Origin of the sequence: Cutibacterium sp. 37298, from assembly GCF_023838685.1 — a bacterium.
GTDB lineage: Bacteria > Actinomycetota > Actinomycetes > Propionibacteriales > Propionibacteriaceae > Cutibacterium > Cutibacterium acnes.
In genome coordinates this window covers 1-5735 of the sequence record NZ_JAJNRJ010000008.1, presented here as the reverse complement: position 1 = coordinate 5735, position 5735 = coordinate 1, and the positions used below count along the sequence as shown (strand labels likewise).

Sequence of the window (5735 nt, the reverse complement as noted above, 5' to 3'; positions counted from 1 at the left end):
GTCGTGTTTGGCTAGTGTTGTAGTGATAGCACACGCTAGGCAGGTACTATTAGCGAGTGTTAGGACATGCTAGCCATGCCTCCCACGTGGCATGGCTACACATGGATCAATGGTGTAGTACCAGGCCACTCGTATTCCCCTACACCCGGGCCAATAATGCGACCTATAGTCTGTGACTGTCTGGCTGGGGCCTAGGGATATGCGTGGGTATGCGTGTGTGGGTGTATCACCCTCCAGCCAGGCTGGCTGGAGGGTGATACACCCACACACATTCCTTCCCCCAAAAAAAAGGGGGAAAAAGTATAAGGTATTCCGGCAGCGTCTTACTCTCCCACACGATCCCTCGTGCAGTACCATCAGCGTTGGAAGGCTTAACGACCGGGTTCGGAATGGGACCGGGTGTTTCCCTTCCACTATGGCCACCGGAAAACCTGAAAACCATACAGTAGAACATATATAATAAACGGCGCAACCCGTGAAGGGGCTGGGAGCCGTATAGTGGATACGAGTCACGCGTACACACGCGTATGGTGTTAATGAAAGTCCTCGGTCTATTAGTACCAGTCAGCTCCACACCTTACGATGCGTCCACGTCTGGCCTATCAACCCGATCATCTCTCGGGGACCTTACCAGGATCACCTGTGGGAACCCTTATCTTGAAGCGTGCTTCCCGCTTAGATGCTTTCAGCGGTTATCACAACCCGACGTAGCCAACCAGCCATGCTCTTGGCAGAACAACTGGCACACCAGAGGTCAGTCCGTCTCGGTCCTCTCGTACTAAAGACAGCCCTTCTCAAGATTCCTCCGCGCGCAGCGGATAGGGACCGAACTGTCTCACGACGTTCTGAACCCAGCTCGCGTGCCGCTTTAATGGGCGAACAGCCCAACCCTTGGGACCGACTCCAGCCCCAGGATGCGACGAGCCGACATCGAGGTGCCAAACCATGCCGTCGCTATGAGCGCTCGGGCAAGATCAGCCTGTTATCCCCGGGGTACCTTTTATCCGTTGAGTGACGGCGCATCCACAAGCCACCGTCAGATCACTAGTCCCGACTTTCGTCCCTGCTCGACCTGTCAGTCTCACAGTCAAGCCCCCTTGTGCACTTACACTCACCACCTGATTACCAACCAGGATGAGGGAACCTTTGGGCGCCTCCGTTACCCTTTAGGAGGCGACCGCCCCAGTCAAACTACCCATCAGGCACTGTCCTTGAACCGGATCACGGTCCACAGTGAGATAACCAGAACAATCAGAGTGGTATTTCACCAACGACTCCACCACCACTAGCGTGGCCGCATCAACGTCTCCCACCTATCCTACACAAACCGTCCCAATCACCAATACCAAACTATAGTAAAGGTCCCGGGGTCTTTCCGTCCTGCTGCGCGTAACGAGCATCTTTACTCGTAATGCAATTTCACCGAGTTCATGGTGGAGACAGTAGGGAAATCGTTACTCCATTCGTGCAGGTCGGAACTTACCCGACAAGGAATTTCGCTACCTTAGGATGGTTATAGTTACCACCGCCGTTTACTGGGGCTTAAGTTCACCGCTACGCATCACACTCACAGTTCCCCTTAACCTTCCAGCACCGGGCAGGAGTCAGTCCGTATACATCGTCTTACGACTTCGCACGGACCTGTGTTTTTGGTAAACAGTCGTTTCCCCCTGGACTCTGCGCCCCTCACCGCCACCACACCGCACGGGTGCACGACAGCTCAGGTCCCCCTTATCCCAAAGTTACGGGGGCATTTTGCCGAGTTCCTTCACCACGATTCACTCGATCGCCTCGGTATACTCTACCTATCCACCAGTGTCGGTTTAGGGTACGGGCGGACCCGCCACCTCGCTCACGAAGCTTTTCTCGACAGTACAGGATCACTCACTCACCCACAACCGTGGGCTCCCCATCATGCCTCAACCTTCACGCCCAGCGGATTTACCTACCAGACAGTCCACACACTTAGCCCCGGACAACCATCACCGGGGATGAGCTACCTCACTGCGTCCCTCCGCAGCTTGCCTACTACATGATCGGTTCACACACTCACCCACCCCAGAAGCATCAAAAACACTCCCAAGACAAGCTCACATGCTTAGCATCACACACCTCGACACGGACGGTGACAAGCCGGTACCAGAATATCAACTGGTTACCCATCGACTACGCCTGTCGGCCTCGCCTTAGGACCCGACTCACCCAGGGCAGACAAACTTGACCCTGGAACCCTTGGATAATCGGCGGACGGGATTCCCACCCGTCACACGCTACTCATGCCTGCATTCTCACTCGCATCAACTCCACCACACAGTCACCCGGCAGCTTCACCACTGACACGACGCTCCCCTACCCAACCACACAGGTTGCCACAGCTTCGGCGGATAACTTAAGCCCCGCTACATTATCGGCGCGGAATCACTTGACCAGTGAGCTATTACGCACTCTTTCAAGGATGGCTGCTTCCAAGCCAACCTCCTGGTTGTCTACGCAACTCCACATCCTTTCCCACTGAGTCACCACTTAGGGGCCTTAGCTGATGATCTGGGCTGTTTCCCTCTCGACGACGAAGCTTATCCCCCGCCGTCTCACTGCCACGCTACACTTGCCAGCATTCGGAGTTTGGCTGATTTCGGTAAGCCGATAAGCCCCCTAGACCATCCAGTGCTCTACCTCCAACAAGAACCACGCAACGCTGCACCTAAATGCATTTCGGGGAGAACCAGCTATCACGGTGTTTGATTGGCCTTTCACCCCTATCCACAACTCATCCCCTCCATTTTCAACTGAAGTGGGTTCGGACCTCCACGACGTCTTACCGACGCTTCATCCTGGCCATGGATAGATCACACCGCTTCGGGTCTAGAACACGCGACTCACGCCCTTATCGGACTCGCTTTCGCTACGACTCCCCCACCACGGGTTAACCTCGCCACGCATCACTAACTCGCAGGCTCATTCTTCAAAAGGCACGCCATCACCACACAGGCTCTGACGGCTTGCATGCGACCGGTTTCAGGAACTCTTTCACTCCCCTCCCGGGGTACTTTTCACCCTTCCCTCACGGTACTCATCCACTATCGGTCACCAAGGAGTATTTAGGCTTGACGGGTGGTCCCGCCAGATTCACGCGAAATTCCACGAGTCCCACGCTACTCGGGGCAACCCCACACCAGTGCCACGCTTACAGTTACAGGACTCTCACCCACTCCGGTACGCCTTCCCAGACGCTTCACCTTCACGCAACATTTCTCACTGGCCAATCCTGCGGCAGCAGAACCACAAGGCCCCCACAACCCCGCACATGCAACACCTGCCGGCTTGAACACACACACGGTTTAGCCTCCTCCGCTTTCGCTCGCCACTACTCACGGAATCACACTTGTTTTCTCTTCCTACGGGTACTAAGATGTTTCACTTCCCCGCGTTACCACCCACACCCCTATACATTCAGGGCAGGGCCACCGGACACTACTCCGGACATTCCAGGTTTCCCCATTCGGACACCCCCGGATCACAGCTCGCTCACCAACTCCCCAGGGCTTATCGCAGGTCACAACGTCCTTCATCGGCTCTTGGTGCCAAGGCATCCACCGATCGCACTACACAACTTTGCACAACACCACGTCGCACAAACACATACAACAATAAAGATACTCGCATCCACTATACAGTTCTCAACCACCACACGAACACCACACCACGCACACACGCACGCAACACAGCACCGCACAGGCCACCACACATGTGATACCCCACAACCCAACAGCATGCCCCCAACCCCACCCATCACAGGCAGGACGCCAACATTCCACTCACAAAAACTCCTTAGAAAGGAGGTGATCCAGCCGCACCTTCCGGTACGGCTACCTTGTTACGACTTAGTCCTAATCACCAGTCCCACCTTCGACGGCTCCCCCACAACGGTTAGGCCACCGGCTTCGGGTGTTACCAACTTTCATGACTTGACGGGCGGTGTGTACAAGCCCCGGGAACGTATTCACCGCAGCGTTGCTGATCTGCGATTACTAGCGACTCCGACTTCATGAGGTCGAGTTGCAGACCCCAATCCGAACTGAGACCGGCTTTCCGAGATTCGCTCACCCTCACAGGCTCGCCACTCTCTGTACCAGCCATTGTAGCATGCGTGAAGCCCTGGACATAAGGGGCATGATGACTTGACGTCATCCCCACCTTCCTCCGAGTTGACCCCGGCGGTCTCCACTGAGTCCCCACCATAACGTGCTGGCAACAGTGAACAAGGGTTGCGCTCGTTGCGGGACTTAACCCAACATCTCACGACACGAGCTGACGACAGCCATGCACCACCTGTGAACCGACCCCAAAAGAGGCACACCCATCTCTGAGCACTCCCGATCCATGTCAAACCCAGGTAAGGTTCTACGCGTTGCATCGAATTAATCCGCATGCTCCGCCGCTTGTGCGGGGCCCCGTCAATTCCTTTGAGTTTTAGCCTTGCGGCCGTACTCCCCAGGCGGGGTACTTAAAGCGTTAGCTACGGCGCGGAACCCGTGGAATGGACCCCACACCTAGTACCCACCGTTTACAGCGTGGACTACCAGGGTATCTAAGCCTGTTCGCTCCCCACGCTTTCGCTCCTCAGCGTCAGGAAAGGCCCAGAGAACCGCCTTCGCCACTGGTGTTCCTCCTGATATCTGCGCATTCCACCGCTCCACCAGGAATTCCATTCTCCCCTACCTTCCTCAAGTCAACCCGTATCGAAAGCACGCTCAGGGTTAAGCCCCAAGATTACACTTCCGACGCGATCAACCACCTACGAGCCCTTTACGCCCAATAAATCCGGACAACGCTCGCACCCTACGTATCACCGCGGCTGCTGGCACGTAGTTAGCCGGTGCTTCTTTACCCATTACCGTCACTCACGCTTCGTCACAGGCGAAAGCGGTTTACAACCCGAAGGCCGTCATCCCGCACGCGGCGTTGCTGCATCAGGCTTCCGCCCATTGTGCAATATTCCCCACTGCTGCCTCCCGTAGGAGTCTGGGCCGTATCTCAGTCCCAATGTGGCCGGTCACCCTCTCAGGCCGGCTACCCGTCAAAGCCTTGGTAAGCCACTACCCCACCAACAAGCTGATAAGCCGCGAGTCCATCCCCAACCGCCGAAACTTTCCAACCCCCACCATGCAGCAGGAGCTCCTATCCGGTATTAGCCCCAGTTTCCTGAAGTTATCCCAAAGTCAAGGGCAGGTTACTCACGTGTTACTCACCCGTTCGCCACTCGAGCACCCCACAAAAGCAGGGCCTTTCCGTTCGACTTGCATGTGTTAAGCACGCCGCCAGCGTTCGTCCTGAGCCAGGATCAAACTCTCCAATGAAAAAATATCACCCACCCACACACGCACACACAGCACGCACACAGGCAACAGTGACACCACGAAGAATCCAATACACTAACCCCAAACACTAACCAAAAAAATATTCAGTCACATGTCCAGAATCACAAAGGAATCATAAACAAATCCGACACATCCACAACAAACAGATGCATCAAAAACTATTGACTATCAAAGACACACTGTTGAGTTCTCAAACATCACACCCACCACAACAATCCCCACACAAACCATGCAGAAACCATCATAAGGCGACCCGACCAACCCTACCACACCAACCCCGAAACCACAAAACCACGATCCCAGAACCAGCCAGCAGAACCAGCCAACCACACCACCACCAAAGCAGCAGCCCGGAAA

Annotated in this window: 3 rRNA genes; all 3 read right to left on the bottom strand. The window is 55.3% G+C overall.

From position 1 onward, the window contains the following. Nucleotides 1-310 precede the first annotated feature (310 nt). Nucleotides 311-427: ribosomal RNA gene (gene rrf, locus LRP59_RS11955) — 5S ribosomal RNA — on the bottom strand. A 108-nt stretch (nt 428-535) separates the two neighbouring features. After that, nucleotides 536-3617 (bottom strand): 23S ribosomal RNA (locus LRP59_RS11950). 215 nt (nt 3618-3832) lie between these two features. Continuing rightward, nucleotides 3833-5357, bottom strand: a 16S ribosomal RNA gene (locus LRP59_RS11945). The 16S, 23S and 5S rRNA genes sit together here, the layout of an rRNA operon. Nucleotides 5358-5735: the final 378 nt, after the last annotated feature.